Source organism: Porphyromonas canoris, from assembly GCF_000769115.1.
In the GTDB taxonomy this organism is placed as follows: Bacteria; Bacteroidota; Bacteroidia; order Bacteroidales; family Porphyromonadaceae; genus Porphyromonas_A; species Porphyromonas_A canoris.
The window spans coordinates 170,529-188,601 of record NZ_JQZV01000006.1; the positions used below are offsets into that span (position 1 = coordinate 170,529).

11 protein-coding genes are annotated in these 18,073 nt (G+C 46.0%); all 11 read left to right on the forward strand.

Annotation, left to right across the window (positions count from 1 at the left end; translation table 11 throughout):
* Positions 1–362 precede the first annotated feature (362 nt).
* Positions 363–1,529: a TPM domain-containing protein gene (locus HQ43_RS03425; RefSeq protein WP_036789677.1), complete on the forward strand. Its 1,167-nt coding sequence runs from the start codon at positions 363–365 to the stop codon at positions 1,527–1,529.
* Between the two features lie 41 nt (positions 1,530–1,570).
* Entirely contained in the window at positions 1,571–1,993 is a 423-nt protein-coding gene (locus HQ43_RS03430; RefSeq protein ID WP_036789679.1) for a 5-fold beta-flower protein, read from the forward strand.
* 43 nt (positions 1,994–2,036) lie between these two features.
* The gene (locus HQ43_RS03435) at positions 2,037–3,047 is read left to right on the forward strand and encodes a hypothetical protein (protein WP_036789683.1); all 1,011 of its coding nucleotides are present in this window, start codon (positions 2,037–2,039) and stop codon (positions 3,045–3,047) included.
* Positions 3,048–3,083: 36 nt separating this feature from the next.
* A complete protein-coding gene (locus HQ43_RS09435; protein ID WP_152567475.1) occupies positions 3,084–3,830 on the forward strand; it encodes a DUF6935 domain-containing protein in 747 nt (248 codons plus the stop codon).
* 12 nt (positions 3,831–3,842) lie between these two features.
* Positions 3,843–4,784, forward strand: coding sequence for a hypothetical protein (locus HQ43_RS03445; RefSeq protein ID WP_152567476.1), 942 nt, complete (start codon positions 3,843–3,845; stop codon positions 4,782–4,784).
* A gap of 56 nt (positions 4,785–4,840) precedes the next feature.
* On the forward strand, positions 4,841–5,467 hold the full coding sequence (locus tag HQ43_RS03450; RefSeq protein WP_036789689.1) for a hypothetical protein: 627 nt from the start codon (positions 4,841–4,843) through the stop codon (positions 5,465–5,467).
* Positions 5,468–5,700: 233 nt separating this feature from the next.
* Positions 5,701–7,173, forward strand: coding sequence for a methyltransferase RsmF C-terminal domain-like protein (locus HQ43_RS03455; protein ID WP_052103050.1), 1,473 nt, complete (start codon positions 5,701–5,703; stop codon positions 7,171–7,173).
* Complete coding sequence (locus tag HQ43_RS03460; protein ID WP_036789691.1) at positions 7,173–8,465, forward strand: lipoprotein N-acyltransferase Lnb domain-containing protein; 1,293 nt, start codon at positions 7,173–7,175, stop codon at positions 8,463–8,465. Before HQ43_RS03455 ends, HQ43_RS03460 begins: the two co-directional genes overlap by 1 nt.
* A gap of 12 nt (positions 8,466–8,477) precedes the next feature.
* Positions 8,478–10,109 (forward strand): alkaline phosphatase family protein, encoded by a 1,632-nt coding sequence (locus tag HQ43_RS03465; protein ID WP_036789693.1) that lies wholly within the window; start codon positions 8,478–8,480, stop codon positions 10,107–10,109.
* Between the two features lie 17 nt (positions 10,110–10,126).
* The gene (gene secA, locus HQ43_RS03470) at positions 10,127–13,468 is read left to right on the forward strand and encodes a preprotein translocase subunit SecA (RefSeq protein WP_036789695.1); all 3,342 of its coding nucleotides are present in this window, start codon (positions 10,127–10,129) and stop codon (positions 13,466–13,468) included.
* A 906-nt stretch (positions 13,469–14,374) separates the two neighbouring features.
* Positions 14,375–18,070, forward strand: a complete 3,696-nt coding sequence (gene purL / locus HQ43_RS03475) for a phosphoribosylformylglycinamidine synthase (protein ID WP_394358413.1) — start codon at positions 14,375–14,377, stop codon at positions 18,068–18,070.
* The last annotated feature ends 3 nt before the right edge of the window (positions 18,071–18,073 follow it).

Here is an 18,073-nt window from a genome sequence, read left to right on the forward strand (position 1 = left end):
AAACAATATGCTCGTTTACTGTTTTGGATGAACAGGTATCGGAATTTGTGTTAATAAAACAGCCCGAATTTAACAATTCTCTCGTGCTCTGAAAACTACCCCTCCGATCAAAATAGAGAGCAAGAAAAAAGGGAGCATTTTTCGGGGCGGAATGTATAAAAATCTCTTTTGAAAAGAGGCGCGGTATGGGGAGAAAAAGGGGATAAAAAGAGTAAAAGAGAAGAGCAGTAAAAGTATCTCATATCTTAAAAAAAATCAATTTCTTCGGCAAATGTGGCAGAGATAAATGCAATTTCTTGTATGTTTGCACTGTGAAACCTTTCCACAGCTTAGAACCTGTAGCGCATCACATCGACAGAATAATGAGAAAACATATCTTAATTACCTTACTTTTAGCTGCTTCTCTCTTCTCTTTTTCCTTATACGGACAGGAAGTTTACGATGTGGAAGATGTCCCCAATGTTCATCTTCAAGATAAAGATCAGTATGTCAGCGATCCGTTGGAGACGATGTCCTCATCTATGAGAGAGCGCCTCAATGCTGCCATTGCAAAAGTAATGAAGGAAAGAGACGTTGAGATAGCTGTCGTGGTGATACCGCGGATAGATACTTCAAAGTATCCGTCCGAAAGAGATTTTGCAAACAAGCTGTTCAATACCTGGAAGATTGGGAACAAAGAGACCGATAGAGGATTGCTGATGGTTTATATCACCGATAAAAGCCAGAGGAGTATCACCTTCGAGGTGGGGTACGGATTGGAAGCCGACCTTCCGGACGGACTCTGTTATCTCATTCAGCAAGAGGCTATGATCCCTCTACTGAAAGAGGGTAACACAGCCGAAGGGCTTATTGCCGGTGTGGAAGAGGTGGATAAGGTCTTTGGCGGGGAGTCGTCTCTGAAAAAAGAGTACGAGGAGTCTGCCGGAGATGACTGGATCGGAGAGGTTATGATGTGGGCTTTTATTGTCATTTTACTGCTTGCCGGAGGAGTGTTTCTTTATGGTACGAGCATCGAGTTGGTACTTAAAGAGATGAAGAAGTCTGTCCACGACCCCTACCTTACGATGGTCAAGCTCAGAGAGTCGCCGTTTTACTTCTCTACCATAGTTTGGAGTACCATTTTGTGTTGTTCCATTCCGGCTCTGATTGTAATGGTTGTATGGTTTTGGGTCATTAAGATCCGCTTCCGAAGAGCTTTTGTCTGTGAGGCTTGCGGAAAAGCAGGAACAACCAAGTATGTGGGCAATTCCGTCCCGAAAGAACCCTCTGTCGCCTCTTCGGGAATAAAGATACACGAGTTTCGATGTACCGCTTGCGGGCACAATCATATAGAGCAAACCTCCATCAGACTCTCGGATAAAAAACTCTTCGGAGGAGGTTATCGGGATGGAGTAGTGGATTATCGCACACAGATTTCTGCTGTTAGAAGCTCTTATAGAGATGGTTGGAGCGGAGGCGGAAGCTCAAGCAGTGGAGGCTCTTGGGGGGGCGGCAGCTCCGGTGGAGGTGGTGCTTCGAGCAGATTTTAAGTTGGGACATAAAATATTAACTTCTAAAATCATAATGAAAAATGAGACATTCAATTTACATCTTTATTGTTGGCATACTGCTCTGTTTGGCTATGCCTCTGTGTGCTAATGGTCAGATCCTTCGCGGAAACAGCAATGAGCAGATCGGAAGTATCAGCTCAAGCGGAGAGATAAGAAGTAAAAACGGAGCCTATGCAGGGAAGATTGCTTCCGACGGGAATATCTATGATCGTAGCAATAAGCAGATCGGCAAGATAGGGTCTGACGGTACAGTGAGAGATCGCAGTGGCTCCAATATAGGGAGGATCAACTCTGACGGAACAGTGAGAGACTCCGGAAACAGATATTTAGGCAAGATAGAGTCGGATGGTACTGTACGTAACAGTAGCAACTCCAGCATTGGTCGTGCATCGGGAGTGAAGAAAGAGTGGGCTGCGGTCGCTTTCTTCTTTTTCTCGTTCTAAGGAGACCATATTAGTGTAGCACAGAAGTAAAACGGAAACAGATATGCTAAAGAGATACATTGGCTTGGCTATCGTATTTTTATTGATAGCATCCTGCGGTAAAACCAATAAGAGTCATGAATCCGAGCAAACGACTCAAGAGGATGTCGTGAAGGAGGATTCTATTCAAGTCTATACGGAGGAAGATCATACTCCTACCAATGAATACATGGTAACCATGGCGGTTGGGAGCGATGACGGAAAGCAGTTCATTGCACAGAATAACGGTAAAGGTTCTTCGTTCTTTAAGCATTTTACCCACTCGATATATGAGGGTAAAACTTATCCGATACGCTTCGTCAAAATGAAACGGCAGCATCCGGGAGATAACGGAAGGGAAACGACCCAGAACTTCTACTATATGAGTGGAGCTTTGTTCGAGACTACAAAAAACTTCATAAAGGTAGATGAGTACGAGTGGGTCTATGCTCTGCTTTGTAATGATGCTTTCATGAGAGACTTTGAGCTGGTTAATGTGAAAACAGAAGAGCGAGAAGGATCTTCTTCATTGGCTGAAGTGTGGGAAGATTTGACTTCTGCCGAAAGAAAGGTAAAGAACGTATTTGAAGAAGAGTACGAACGCCGCATCAAAGGAATCTCCTGCTATCAATCCATTCGGGAGAAAGGAATTTACTTTTATGCGATGCAGTTTGAAGTGGAAATGGGACAAGCACTCGGCGTCATTGCAATAGAGACCCCCGATGGCTTCGCTGTCTTGGAAGAACACAGATCTTACGATGAAGTCTCTACTTGGCGTGTGGATGATGAAGGATGCTACTATCCTAAATATGTAGTAGAATGTTTTTTGAAAAAAAGTGATAACACCCTTGTCTTTCTTCTGAAGGATGGTGGCGCTGAGGGTATAAACTTTGATATGTGGACCATAGAAGGAGATGAAATTGTCCCATACGTTTTGAATAAAAAAGCCGTAGATCCGAACCGCTCAAAAGCCAATGAGGATGAGGAGGAGCAGGAAAATAGAGCTTCTTGGAGCTTTTATACTGCTCCATTATAACCACTAAAAGTTTTTAACAATAAAAATATTATGCTTATGACAACTCTTTTTTTATCCATAGCCTTAGTGCTTCTAAATCCTTTTGTTCAGGATAACAACAATGGGGAAAACTCTTCCAATGCGGAACGTAATGCCCGAAAGGCGCAGACAGAACGAGTAGTATCTGACATAAAAGTCTCGATGGAGGGGACAATAGACCATAATACCTACACGGAAGGACAACGTGCATCTGTTACTTTCAGCAGATTTCCTCGAACAGTGGAGGAGTTTCAAAAGGTTAGAGAGATACTTGCAGTAGAACCTCATGGTGCCGTTGCTCTCCAAATCATGGCATACGAAATGTACCGGAGAAACCCGGAAACAGGATTGGAGTGTATACGATTGAACAATACGATAACCAATTCGGGAAAGAATAGTAGTGCCGTAAGGCAGTTGGACCAAATCTTTAGCAAGGACAACTCTTCACGTCCTTATCAGATGGCAGCCTACCTAAAGGGCGCAACACACGAGAATGGGTACAATCCCACAGAGCCTTATACCGTAGAAGTAACGGTAGATAAGGGACGTAGATATGGCTATTCCAACGACTATCAAACCACTGTTCTCTATCTTTATGTGCTTACAAAAGGTAAGAGCAGTCCGGATGTCCTCTATGTTCTTAAAACCAAGAAACCCGATGAGACGAGCGAACGCGGAAAGTATTTCATCGTAAACAATTCGCCCGGACTCTATTCTCGTGTTCGTGAGATCTCTTTCGATGCAACGTTTAACGGACTGAAATAACCGAAGATCTTTATGGGTCGTAGAATAATCTATATGCTTATGCTCCTTCTTTTGGTCTCAAGTTGTGGCAAAAAGGCAGGAAGCAAATCCGACAATGAGGGCGAAACAGACAGTGTAACGGTGTCTCACGATACGAAGGTTTCGGTACTGAAAGAGCTGTATTACTCTGAAGATGTTCCCTCTCCTCCTGCGGACAGAGTGTTGGAAATGAAAAATGCTCTCCTTTCCAATATGGATAAACTCATACCAACGGATGCAATCCATTGTCTTTACTTCTTGGAAGGGTGTGTCGAAGGAGAGTTGTTCTCTGTTTCCGAACGTGAAGCTTCTTTTCTTGAAGCCTATTCCAGTGCAATGTATGATCAGAAAGAGAATGGAATAGCACCTCAAGACTCTATCTTGCAAAAGGAGAAGCATTACAAAGAAATGGGGCTGGATATTGTCTATACCGGAGAAGGCAGCTATGAGATTTCTGCCGGAGAGAAGTTCTATGAGGAGATTGTGAAACATCTGCCCGACGAATACAGGGAGATTTGGTCTCTTTCGTTGAAGTCGAGAACCTTTTTCAACGATGCCGGAGTCATGGTCTCATGGAAAGAGCTTGGAGAACTTCTCGCAAAGTATGAGGCTTACGCCACCAAAAATAAAGATCTCTTTGAAGTGATTGTTACCATGAGCAGAAGCTATGCTCTTGTTCAGGCCGCTTATATTTATGGTTTGGATAATAGCCCTATTACAGAATTTGAAAACAATGAACAGTTGAACTCCGAAGTGAAAACAGAGTACGAACGCTTCATCAGCAGCTATCCCGATAGTCCGACAGCGAGTTTGGTACGTATATTACTTGCCGAACCGAAAATCACGGAAGAGACTTTTGAAAAGGTTAAAAAGGCAAGACAGGAGCTGACTTACCCTCTTCTTACCGCGGATATGATGCAGTACAGCGAAGAGTAGACGGCACTGCTTGTCGGGCGAATAATCTAAATAATTTATCTTGAAACGATAATGGTATGAAGAAATTGACTTTTACACTATCACTTTTGCTCGTTCTGCTGACCGGCTGTTCCGGAGCAGGCAAAAAGAAGATCGAGCTACCTCCTCTTGAAGATGGACAGACAATCTGTCTTGAAAACGAAGACGTGCGTCTTTTGGATCATGAAACCGATAATACATTCTATATTGTAGTACAATCCAAATACAAGGACGGAAAGAGTTTTGAGACTCCGGAGGGTACAATATTTGAGACCATCATGGGAAATTCTCTTGTCGTAAGTCAGGGAACAGGCAATATCCGAACTCTTTTGGTCTATAATCTTCAAACAGGAGAGGAGAAAGCAAGAATAGAAAATTTCTTTAGTGGAATTGCCCCTGTACCGGAAGGAGATTCGGCAATGACATTCTATATCTACAATGAAGATACTGCAGGGATGGCGTGGGACGCTTCCTCAGAAGAGTGGGTACTGTATGGCGATCTTGAAGAGGGTATGCAGAATAGTACGATAGACGAGGCAAAACGCTCTTGTGAAGAACATCTGTTCCCCGGTCTAAGCATTGTTCCTCTACAAAAGCACCGAATGGATTTGGCTTCTTGGATCGTAACTCCGTTGAAAGAGTATCACTGGAGCTATTCGGAATAATCTTAAAAGTCTCTTTTATAGCTTTTATAATATCTCTCAAGCGTATTGGAATACCACTCCGATACGCTTGATTTTTTTGATCAATGTGGTACACCTCTCTCTTTGTCGATGTGTTTTGATGGATCTGATCCGTCTCGAGCAAAAGAGGAGCAGTCATAACTTTAAGTCGGATAGGAGAAGAGAGACTGCGATGAATTGTAAAGTATCTGTATTCTCCTTGAAAATGTGTAACTTTGGCATCTAAAAAGAACAACAGAAGCAGAGACGGCATAGTGAACGAAATGGAACAAAAGCAGCAGCTCCCTGAGATATTTTGCTCAAGAGTCTGTTCTGTAACCGATGGCTTCGGGCAAGATAAAGGTCTTGCTCTTATTGAGGCTATTCTTCATAAGCCCTCTCCTGTTTCCGTGAGACTGCATAAGAGTAAAGACATAGCACTCTCTCCTACGGCGGATATACGTAGAGTGCCGTGGTGTTCCGATAACGCTTTTTATCTTGAATCTCGTCCGATCTTTACGGCAGACCCGTGGTGGCACTCCGGTGCGTACTATGTTCAGGAGGCCGGAAGCATGATGCTCAGCCGGTATATCGGACACATTGAGCCGGTTAGCGGTGTCGTGGTGGATCTTTGTGCCGCTCCGGGTGGGAAAAGCACTCTGCTTAGGGATGCGCTTCCTGCCGATACGCTACTTATCTCGAACGAGTGGGATGCTTCCCGTGTTCAGGTTCTGAAAGAAAACATGACCCGTCTCGGACATGAGAATGTAATCATCACTCATGGAAGTGTCCCAGCTTTGGCAGATTCGGGGATAGTGGCAGATGCAGTTGTCGTAGACGCTCCATGCAGTGGAGAAGGGATGTTTCGGAAAGAGCCGGAGAGTGTATCTCAATGGAGTCTGCAACTTATAGCTCACTGCTCGGAACTGCAACGAGAGATTTTGGATGCTGCCTGGAAGATGCTCAGAGAGGGTGGAGTGTTGATTTATAGTACTTGCACCTACAACAGGGAAGAGAATGAACAGATTCTCTCATACCTTTTATCCGAGTATGATGCCGAGGTTTTAGAGCCTTTTGAACCCCATTCGGCGAATGGAATCTTTACTTCCGGTGATGGCATTTATAGGGCTTTACCGTCTGAAACAGACTCTGAGGGATTCAGCATCTTTGCGGTTAGAAAATGTGGAGGAACAGAACAAAACAACTCTTTTTCCAAGGCTAAGAAAGGAGTCGTAACTCTTCGACACCCGAAAGTGGAAGTGGAAAAAGCAACATCCATACCGTTAGATCTGATTTGGGAAATACCTTCAGGTGAGATTTTTGCCCTGCCTTTGACTTCCGCCCCAATCCTTCAACAGCTTCATTCAAGAAGCAAGAGTCGGATCGTTCAAGCAGGAATACCTGTTGCGGAGTTCAAGGGTAAGGATCTTATCCCTCAGCACTCATGGGCACTATCTTCTCGCTTGTCTCATCCTTATCCTATGGTAGATATAGGAGAGGAACAGGCATTGGACTATCTTAAAAGAGAGAATATCTCCGTAGATGCTCCTAAAGGAATAGTGCTTCTTACCTATAAAGGTCTTCCTTTGGGCTGGATAAAGCAGTTGGGTAACCGTGCCAACTCTCTTCTGCCAAAAGGGATGGCTATTTTTAATAAGTCTCTACAACCGGACTCTTGGAAGTGGAGCAATTTTTTAATGAAGCTGTAATGAAGAGTATAATAATGCAATACTCGGACATTGATGCAAGGTGGAGAGTATGGCTCTTGGCTGTATCTTTTCTGCTTTTGCTCTCTTTCCCCTCCTTGATGAAAGCACAGACAGAGGAGTCTGTGAGTGGAGAGCTCTCTGCCATTCCGAGATATGAGATCTCTGTGATCACCGTATCCCCAAGTCCCGAAACTCCTTATACACTTTACGGACACACTGCGGTAAGAGTGATAGACCATATTGTCGGAACGGATGCGGTGTATAACTACGGTGTCTTTGACTTCAATGAACCCAATTTTACGCTCAACTTTATTCAGGGGAAGCCGGAATATTGGGTGGATAAAAGGAGTTACGGCGATTTTTTCTACGAATATACCTACTTCAACAGAGGTTTTAGTCAGCAGATCTTGAACCTTACAGACACTGAAGCAGAGCTTATTGTGGCAGCTTTGGAAGAGAATATCTTGCCTGAAAATTGTCGGTATCTCTACAACTTCATTTTTGATAACTGTGCCAATAGACCCATGATGCTGTTCGAGTCAGTATTGGGAAAGATAGAGCTGGTTCCATTAAAAAATAATGGAACCTTTAGAGAGTGGATAGAGGAGTGTACTAAAAATAACTCTTGGCAGATTTTTGGAATCAATCTTGCACTTGGTGCAGGTACGGATAGTTACCCTGATACTTTAGCAGATCGCTTTTTGCCGGTAATGGTAGAAGAAACTCTTAGAAACGGGAGGTGGATGGATCGTGGAGAGAAACCTCTTATCGTTCGGGAGGAAGTCCTTTTTACTCCCGATCCATTGTTTCAAAATGCCACCCCGAAGACGTGGACAGATATCGTTACACCCACTGCTCTCTTCTCTTTGCTGTTGCTTCTGCATCTTGTTATTCTTGTGGTAAGCTATCGTAAAAACTCTTTTACGGTGGTGAAAAGTGTAGAAACTCTCTTGCTTATCGTTGCCGGTATAGCTGGTTGTGTTATTTGGTATATCTCTTTGTTATCAAATCATCCGTTTACTTTTCCCAACTACAATATGCTTCTGTTGCATCCGTTCCATTTTATAACCGTTTGGATGATTTGGAAAAAGGATAACGGCTCACAACTTGTTCGGAGGTGGACTATTCTCCTTGCCGGTCTCATCCTTCTCTGCATACTTATCACTCTCCTCCTTAGAGTACAATCTCTATCCGTTCCCATATATTTATTGGCATTTCTGTTGCTTTTGTGCTACTCTCACAGAGAATTGGCACAGAATATGCGGAGACTATACAAGAAAGCAAAAGCATAGATTACTACCGGAATGAAGAAAGCAATAGTTCCTCTCATAGCCTTTTTGACGCTTTGTCAGGCACAGGCACAAGTCTCGCTGCCTCGCTTAGTTGTCTGGCTTACAGTAGAAGATCTCCGAACAGATTATTTGGAAACTCTTCTACCGGAAATGCGTGAGGATGGTTTGACAAAGCTGATCAAAGGAGGGGTCTATTACCAACAGTTGAAGTCTCCCCTTGCTGAAAGCAATGTCTTAAGTGCTATGGCTATGCTTCAGACCGGGCATACTCCGGCGGATCATCACATAACACATCGCTATCCGACTACTATTGTCGGCAACGGAAGAGAGCGTAGCAGATCTGTCTTTTACGATGATAAATATATCGGATATGCAACCAATGACAAACTCTCGCCATTAGCTCTGAATGTCTCCACGCTTGGGGACAAACTGAAAGAGAATTGGAGTGGAAAGAGTCTTGTCTATGCTGTCGGCATTCAGCCGGAAGAAGCACTTGTAATGGGCGGAAGGCGAGCAGATGCTTCCTATTGGCTGGATGGCAATTCCGGAAAATGGGCTTCCACAACCTACTATAAGCCGGCCTCTCATGCGGTTCAGAATGCCGTAGATCAGTACAACAACGGGACATCATCCCTGAATAGCAGGCTTTCCGGACTCAAATGGGAGTTGCTCTACAACGCTTATCCCACAACATACAGACATCTTCCGGCGAAGAATAAGAGAGGAGAGATCAAGCTCTCTGTCGGTTTCGGATCGGATGTGGATGCTGTCCGGAGATTCAAAGCATCTCCCATGATCAATGAGGAGATTGCAATGCTGACCAATGTTATACTGCGAAGTAGTGAATTGGGAGCAGATGAAATTCCCGATCTGCTCAATGTCCAACTCTCTGTTGCACACGATCACGAAGAAAATCCTCTCCTTGCCACACAGGACGCATACTTCCGTTTGGATAAGGCAGTTGCCGACATCCTAAGGGCGGTCGAGTATAAGCTGGGTTACCATAAAGATCAGGTGGTTTATATGCTTTCGGGTACCGGAGTGGCAAGAGACAGAGAGAGCCTCAGACATTCCGTAGGAACATTCTTCACAGACCGTTGCAAGACACTCCTTAACCTCTATCTCAACCCGAAGTATGGGCGTGCAGAATGGGTTTTGGATGTATCCGACAGGGGTGAGGTCTATCTTAATCTGCAAGCGGCAAAGCAGTACAATGTTTCAGTAAAAGATTTGGAAGAAGATGCCGCAGACTTTTTGAGAGAGTTTTCGGGCATTAAAGATGTCGTTACATCCACTCAGATAAAAAACGGACAGCTCTCTTCCCGTCAATCTTATCTCTATCACCACTCCGTATCAAAGAACAGACCGCAGCTGTTATACTCCCTTTTGCAAGGATGGGCATGCGGTACGGAAAATGGCAGACAGCGCAATGCGTCGGATCACGAAAGGGTTACAGCCGTTGCCTCTCCGCTCATTTTAGTATGGAGAGATATTAAGACACCGGAAGTTATAGGCGATGCCATTTCTACCCTGTCCGTCTCTTCTGTTTTGGCTTATGTGCTCCGCATAAGACCTCCGAATGCCGAACCGGACATTCCCAAGCAGATACCACTATTATTACACACGAACAAAAAAGAAAAATAACAAAAACATAATATTCAATGGCACTGGTAAACATATTGTCCAAGATATTCGGCAACAAAGCACAACGGGACAGAAAAGAGATAGAGCCCTATGTAAAGCAGATTCTTGAAGCGCACAAGGGGATGGAGAAGCTATCCCATGATGAGCTGCGAGCCATTTCGCAGGAGATGATGAACGATCTGCAAGCACATGTGGCAGCAGAAAGAGCAGAGATAGAAGCTCTTAAAGCAAAGATCGAGGAGCTTGAAATAGATGCTCGGAAAGAGGCATGGGAGAAGGTGGATAAGATTAACGATACCATCCTGTCCAAGCTGGAAGATAAGCTTAATGAGCTTCTTCCCAAAGCTTTTGCCCTCATGAAAGAGACAGCAACTCGCTTTACACGCAATGAAGAGATTGTTGTAACGGCAACCGATTTTGATAGAGATCTTGCCGTATCGCACGATTTTATTCGCATAGAAGGAGACAAAGCAATCTATCTGAACCGCTGGATCGCCGGTGGAAACGAGATTGTCTGGGACATGATTCACTACGATGTGCAGCTCTTTGGCGGTGTCGTTCTTCATAAAGGTAAGATTGCCGAGATGGCTACGGGGGAAGGAAAGACACTTGTAGCTACCTTGCCGGTCTTCTTGAATGCGCTTACCCACAACGGGGTGCACGTTGTTACCGTGAACGACTACCTCTCTAAGCGTGACTCGGAGTGGATGGGCCCTCTGTATATGTTCCACGGACTTTCGGTGGACTGTATCGACAAGCATGAGCCTAACTCTGCCGCCAGAAAGCGTGCCTATAACTGCGACATCACATTTGGTACCAATAACGAGTTTGGTTTCGACTATTTGAGAGATAACATGGCTTCTTCGCCTGACGACTTGGTGCAACGCATGCACAACTACGCCATTGTCGACGAGGTGGACTCTGTTCTCATCGACGATGCACGTACTCCTCTCATCATCTCCGGACCGATAGAGTCTTCCGGCGATAAACTCTTTGAAGAGTACAGAGGTTTTGTGGAAGCTATTGTCGAAGCGCAAAAGAAGTTGGCTTCAGAGCTTTTGTTGGAAGCAAAACAGAAGATCAAGAGCGAAGACAAGAAGGTACAGGAAGAGGGTTTTCTACTGCTTTATCGCAGCTTTAAGGCACTTCCGAGAAACAAACCTCTCATTAAGTTCCTTAGCGAAGAGGGCATAAAGGCGGGCATGATCAAGACCGAAGAGTTTTACATGCAGGACAACAACCGTCAGATGTATATCGTTACTGATCCGCTTTACTTTGTTATAGATGAGAAAAACAGCCAGATAGACCTTACCGACAAGGGGTTGGATTTCCTTGCAAAGCTTACGGGTGATGCTCAGTTCTTCGTCCTTCCGGATATTGCATCGCAGATGTCGGAGCTGGAAAACCTTGATTTGACGGAAGAGGAAAAGAGTCAGAGAAAAGACGAACTGCTATCCAACTTCTCCGTGCAGGGTGAAAGAGTACACACTCTGAACCAGTTGATGAAAGCATATACCCTGTTCGAGAAAGACGACCAATACGTTGTGATGGAGAACAAAGTACTTATCGTGGACGAGCAGACAGGGCGTATCATGGATGGCCGTCGCTACTCGGACGGTCTTCATCAGGCGATAGAAGCAAAAGAGCGAGTGCGTGTAGAGTCTGCATCACAGACTATGGCGACCATCACTCTTCAAAACTACTTCCGTATGTATAAGAAGCTGGCGGGTATGACCGGTACGGCAGAGACGGAAGCAGCAGAGTTTTGGGACATCTACAAGCTGGATGTGGTGGTGATACCAACCAATAGACCCATCCTCCGAAACGATATGAACGACCGTGTTTACAAGACCGATCGTGCCAAGTATAACGCTGTGATAGAAGAGATCGTAGGGCTAGTGGATAAGGGGCGTCCCGTACTTGTGGGTACGACATCGGTAGAAATCTCCGAGCTTCTCAGCCGTATGCTCACGCTTCGTAAGATTCAGCACAATGTTCTCAACGCCAAGCTGCACCAGAAAGAAGCGGAAATCGTTGCGCTTGCAGGGCAGAAAGGTACCGTAACCATCGCTACCAACATGGCGGGTCGTGGTACCGACATCAAGCTCTCACCCGAAGTAAAAGCTGCCGGAGGTCTGGCCATCATCGGTACGGAAAGGCATGAGAGTCGTCGTGTAGACCGTCAGCTCAGAGGACGTGCAGGTCGTCAGGGAGACCCCGGCTCATCTATCTTCTTCGTTTCACTGCAAGACAAGCTCATGCGTCTGTTTGCATCCGAGCGTTTGGCTCCGATGATGGACAAGCTCGGCTTCGGTGAAGATGATGTATTGGAGAGTGGTTACCTTTCCAAAGCTGTGGAAAACGCACAGAAGAAGGTCGAAGAGAACAACTTCGGTATCCGTAAACACCTTTTGGAATATGATGATGTGAAGAACTCTCAACGTAAGGTGATCTACACCCGAAGACATCACGCACTTTTGGGAGAGCGTATCACTCTGGACGTGATGAACACCATAAACCAGTGTGCCGACGCCATTGGCGAGCAGTTTGCCGGTAGCGGACGTTACGAAGACTTCACTGTGGAGGTGCTTCGAGTGTTTGCGATCCAAAGTCCTATCACGGAAGAGCAGTTCAAGAAAGCCTCTCCGCTTGAGATCGGAGACTATCTGACAGATGCCGCATTGGAGGCTCTTAAGAGAAGATCGGAGAAGATAAAGTCCGATACCTACCCTGTTATTCATCGTGTATTCGAGGAACAGGGACACGCCATACGCACTGTTCACGTACCTATATCGGATGGAAAGAGCGTGTATAACGTGCCTGTCGATCTTGCGGAAGCAGATTCCACACAATGTCAGGCTATCGTTAAGGCATTCCAAAAGACCATTCTGCTCTATACGATAGACGAGGCTTGGAAAGAACACTTGCGTGAAATGGATGAGCTCCAACGTGCCGTAAGAAACGCATCGTACGAGAATAAAGATCCTCTTGTCATCTTCAAAGTGGAGGCATACGAGCTTTTCAAGACCATGGTAGAGGATATGAACAAGAAAGCCACTGCCATCATCATGCGTGGTAAGCTGCCTATCCCTCCGCAGGAAGAGGGACAGCAGGAAGGTGCAGCCGCATTGAGACAAGCTCCGGATAGAGATATGCCGAAGCCTCGCAACCGCTACACCGAGCATAAAGATGACGTACAGCAGGCGCAGGATGCCCAAAGAGAAGCCGGAATGGCAGCATCTGCGGCAGGACGTGAACGTGTTCAACCTTATGTCGCACCGGAGCGTATCGGTCGCAACGATCCTTGTCCTTGCGGTAGCGGTAAGAAGTTCAAACAATGCCACGGACGCAACTTATAATCGTTTAAGCAACTATACAGCTTCCCAAGCTAAGGGATGTTTGAAATCCATAAAGCGGAAGCCCGATCCGAAATATCGGGATTCCGCTTTTTTATATCCTTTTCGCTACTTTTTCGGGAGCAAAACAGAGAGGCTTTCCAATCGTCATTTTTATATATTCCATCCCGAAAAATGCTCACTTTTTTTCTGCTCTCTATTTTGATCGTAGGGGTCGTTTTCAGAGCACGACCGGATTGTTAAATTCACCCCATTTTATTAACACGATTTTTGATATAGGTTCACCCAAAATGCTAAACAAGCATATTCTTTCGGCTTAACGTGTTTAATTTTTCAGTAAACACGTTTACCGATTTCATTTAATACGTTTACCGGATTCGATTAAAGTGTTTAGCCAGAATCATTAAATCGCTAACAATCAGCTATCTACGCATTTTCACCCTAAAATGCACCTAAAAAGGCAGATTTCTTTATTAGGAAAAGTTCATATATAGGGGTGTTAAAATTTACACCTATTAACGCGGAAAAGCCCCATCAAACGGACTGAGAAAAAATTTTTCCCGAATTCGAGCTGATTTATAATGCTCTTATTGTGAGCTGGTTACTCTCTCAATCTTCTTTTTTCTCCGTTTCTTCGAGAGAAAACAGACCCTTTTGGGGAGAAATCTCAGAGCTTCGTTTTTATATAAAAGTACCTCTCGTGAGTGGGAGATTTTAGGGTGAAAAAGGGAGACTTTTGGGTAAAAGCCGGAAGAGAATCTTATCAAAATCATCCTGCCGTTACGGGATAGAATCCTCTTTGAATAATACCATGTAAATCGGCTAAAAATTGCTATTTTTGTCTCTTACTTAATATGTGTGGCAGGGAATGCTCCTTCCGCTTTTAATCTTTACGTTATAAACGACATGATTCTATCCTTTTTTCGCCATCCTGAGGGAGATGTTTATGCGCTCAGACACCGAGACGCTTTCAGTGCCGAACAGATATCAAGCCTCGAATGGCTGTTCGGAGGTGCCAAGTATTTGCAGGAAAAGTCGGTTGCCGGACCCTTTATAGGACCAAGACCGGAGCTTATCACCCCTTGGAGCACGAATGCAATAGAGGTGCTTCAGAACATGAACCTTTCGGGCGTCGATCGTATAGAGCGATTCACTCCGGGCGCAAAAGACTTTGATCCTCTTTTGAGCAGCTGCTATGAAAGATTGGATGAGGAGCTGTTCCGTGTGGATTGCGAGCCTGAACCGATACACTACATCGAAGACATCGAGGCTTATAACGAACAGGAGGGGCTGGCTTTGAGCGAAGAGGAGATCGTCTATCTTAAAGGCGTTGTAGAGCAGCTTGGCAGACCGTTATCAGATTCCGAGCTGTTCGGATTCTCACAAGTCAATTCCGAGCATTGCCGTCACAAAATATTCGGAGGTCGTTTCGTGGTGGATGGCGAAGAGAAAGAGATGTCTCTCTTTTCCATGATAAAGGAGACCTCGAAGCAGAATCCAAACAATCTTGTCTCTGCTTACAAAGACAACGTAGCATTCAACCGTGGCCCGAAAGCCATGCAGTTTGCTCCCGAAAAAGCAGATCGCGCTTCTCTTTTCAAGACTAAAGAGATAGAGACCGTACTTTCTCTCAAGGCAGAGACACACAATTTCCCTACAACCGTAGAGCCTTTCAATGGTGCGGCAACAGGCTCTGGAGGAGAGATTAGAGACCGTCTTGCCGGAGGGCGTGCCAGTCTTCCGCTTGCAGGAACAGCGGTCTACATGACCTCTTATACCCGTCATCCGCAGAGCCGTCACGGTTGGGAAAAGAATATAGCAGAGCGTAAGTGGCTTTATCATAGCCCTTCACATATTTTGAGCAGAGCATCGGACGGAGCTTCCGACTTTGGAAACAAGTTCGGACAGCCGCTTATCTGCGGATCCGTTCTCACCTTCGAGCATGAAGAGCAAGGGCAACCCTCTTATGGTTATGACAAAGTGATCATGCTCGCCGGAGGTATCGGCTTTGCCAATAAACGCGATGCCCTCAAGGGAGAACCGAAGCCGGGCGAGAGCGTTGTGGTGATGGGCGGAGACAACTATCGTGTCGGTATGGGCGGTGGAGCGGTATCCAGCGTGGACACCGGACACTATGTCGGAGCCATCGAACTGAATGCAGTGCAACGCTCCAATCCCGAAATGCAAAAGCGTGTAGCCAATGTAGTGCGTGCAATGGCAGAGGCAGACTCCAATCCGATAGTATCTATCCACGACCATGGAGCCGGCGGACACCTCAACTGTCTGTCCGAACTGGTCGAACAGACCGGAGGTAAAATCAACGTGGACAGGCTTCCCGTTGGAGATCCTACACTTTCGGCGAAAGAGATCATCGGTAATGAGAGTCAGGAACGTATGGGTCTTTTGGTCGGCAAGGAGGATATAGCAGAGATGAAGAAGATAGCAGAGCGCGAGCGTGCTCCTTTCTATGTCGTGGGCGAAACGACCAATGACATGGCATTCATCTTTGAAAAGGATAATGGCGAACGCCCTATCGACCTGATGCTTGAACATATGTTCGGCTCTGCACCCAAGACCGTGATGACGGATAACAGCGTAGAGCGCAAGTATGCCAACGCTTCTTACGATGAGAAGAAGTTCATGGAGTATCTGCCGGAAGTATTGGCGATGGAAGCGGTAGGATGTAAAGACTTCCTTACAAATAAAGTGGACCGCTCGGTTTCGGGTAAAGTGGCTATGCAACAGTGCATGGGCGAGCTACAGTTGCCGTTGGCGGATCTCGGAGCCATGGCTATCGACTTCAAAGGAAAGGCAGGAGTGGCAACATCAATAGGTCATGCGCCTCAAGTGGCACTTATCGACTCTCGAAAAGGCTCTGAAATGGCTATCGCCGAAGCCTTGACCAATATCGTGGGAGCACCTCTAAGGGACGGGCTCTCCTCTATCTCTCTTTCTGCCAACTGGATGTGGCCCTGCAAGCATCCGGGAGAAGATGCACGCTTATACAATGCGGTGGAGGCTTGTGCCGAGTTGGCAATAGATTTGGGCATCAATATCCCTACCGGTAAGGACTCTCTCTCCATGACCCAAAAGTATCCCGACGGTAAGCAGGTACTCTCTCCGGGAACGGTTATTATCTCTGCCGCCGGAGAGGTGTCGGATGTAAGAAAGATAGTCTCTCCGGTTATACAAAATGGTAAGAAGGACTCCTCCATACTCTATATAGACTTCTCGTTTGCTCCGTTGGCGTTGGGCGGTTCTGCTTTCTATCAGTCGCTGAACGCTCTTGGTACGGATGCACCGGAAGTGGGATCCGCAGAATATTTTGCGGATGCCTTTGAAGCAGTGCAGTCGCTCGTGAAAAAAGGTCTCATAGATGCCATTCACGATATTTCTGCAGGTGGTATCGTTACAACATTACTGGAGATGTTGTTTGCCAATAGCAAGGGCGGGCTTAAGGTTAATCTCACTCAGCCCGAAGGATGCGATGCCATAACCAGACTGTTTGCCGAGAATCCGGGTGTCGTTGTACAGGTTTCGGATCTTGCAAAAGTGGCTTCGATCCTGGACGAAGCAGGTGTGGCATACGAAAAGATAGGCTCTCTGATAGAAGATAGAAAGCTCGAAATCTCTGTCGGTAAGGCATTCTCTGCTTCAATTCCTGTGGATGAGATGCGAGCTGCATGGTTTGCACCATCGTTCAGTATGGAAACACTTCAAAGTTCTAAGGCGGAAGCCGAGTCGAGAGCACGCAATCTGGGCTTTCAACCATTGAAATATAAGTTCGGTTCAAACTTTAAGGGAACATTCGATAGTCTCGGTATCGTTCCGGACAGAGAGAATAAAGCTTCCGGCATACGTGCTGCCATCGTGCGCGATAAAGGTACCAACGGAGAGCGCGAGATGGCTTATGCCCTCTATACTGCCGGCTTCGATGTTAAAGATATACACATGACAGACCTCACCTCAGGACGTGAAACGCTGGAAGATATAGACTTCCTTGTGTTCTGCGGAGGCTTCTCCAATTCGGATGTATTCGGTTCGGCTAAAGGTTGGGCGGCAGGATTTCTTCATAATCCGCTTGCAAAAAAAGCTCTTGATGCCTTCTACGCCAGAGAAAATACCCTTAGTCTGGGTATCTGTAACGGCTGTCAGCTGATGGCGGAACTGGGTGTACTTTATCCGTCTCATACGGAAAAGCACCGGATGGAGCACAATCGCTCCGGACGTTTTGAGTCTTCATTCGTGAGCGTAGACATTCCGGCGAATAAGAGTGTTATGTTCGGCTCTCTGTCCGGCAGCTCTATCCCCGTCTGGGTAGCACATGGAGAGGGACGTTTTGCCCTGCCTCTGCCGGTGAGCGAATACAACGTGGTGGCACAGTACAGCTATGCCGAGTATCCCGGTAATCCTAACGGTTCGGATTATAATATCGCTGCGTTGGCATCTCCATGCGGAAGACACCTTGCCATGATGCCTCACCCCGAAAGATGTGTCTTCCCTTGGCAAGCGGCGGACTACATTGGCGAAGGGTATGGAGCAGATGTAACGCCTTGGATGGAAGCATTTGTCAATGCTTACAACTGGATCAAGGAGAGAAAGTAGAGA